This is a genomic window from Protofrankia sp. CiP1_Cm_nod3, assembly GCF_982290655.1.
The window spans coordinates 8,081-8,839 of record NZ_CEVIVD010000178.1 but is presented as its reverse complement, the minus strand read 5'-3'; the positions used below and the strand labels follow the sequence as shown (position 1 = coordinate 8,839).

Here is a 759-nt window from a genome sequence, read left to right as displayed (position 1 = left end):
TCCTGCCTTGGTGCCGTCGGGGAGGGTGGCCCTGGGGTAGAGGTGGCCGATGCGCTTCTCGGCCTCGTCGCGCATCCAGGCGCCATAGGCGCGCACGTCGGCGGCCAGGCCCTCGGCGCCCTTCCAGGCGCGAATCTCGGAGCCGGCCAGGCCGGGGTAGACGGGGGGCTGGTCGCGGAACTTCGGGGGGATCTCGATGAGCGCCTTGTTGATGAGGACGGCGACGGGGTTGAGGTCGGAGGCGTGCGCCTCCAGGCCGAGCCGCTGGGCCTCCAGGGGGATGCTGCCGCCGCCGGCGAAGGGGTCCAGAATCGGTGGCGGGTTGCCGTTCGTGGACTTCAGGATCTCCTCGCGGGCCTCCCGCAGGAGCTTCTCGTCGCGGGTGTTCTCCCAGACCACGAGTCGCTCGATGAGGTGGTGCAGGCGATCCCGCTCTTTCCGTTGCAGTTCCTCGGTGGGGAACTCCTCGGGCCGCGCGCTCGGATCGTCGACGAGTTGGGCGAAGAGGACGGCTCGGGCCGCCGCGAGCGGCCTTCGCGCCCACCACAGGTGCAGCGTGGAGGGGTGTCCGTGCCGGATGGACTTCTCCCGGGCCGACTCCCGGTTGATCGCCTCCAGCGGCAGCGCCACCTCGATCAGCTTCCGCGCCTGCACCATGCCCCCGGCCCCTCTACGCCCCCGACCCGGGCAACCACCCAACGTCGTAACTGAACATAGTGGCGGGTCCCTACATGTTCAGGGCAAACGGGTGCACCGGTG

The 759-nt window shown here is 70.4% G+C and carries 1 protein-coding gene; it reads right to left on the bottom strand.

Annotation, left to right across the window (positions count from 1 at the left end):
- On the bottom strand, positions 1-657 hold a 657-nt coding region (locus AC5LUJ_RS21770; RefSeq protein WP_493465635.1), incomplete at its 3' end, for a DUF1156 domain-containing protein.
- Between the last annotated feature and the right edge of the window lie 102 nt (positions 658-759).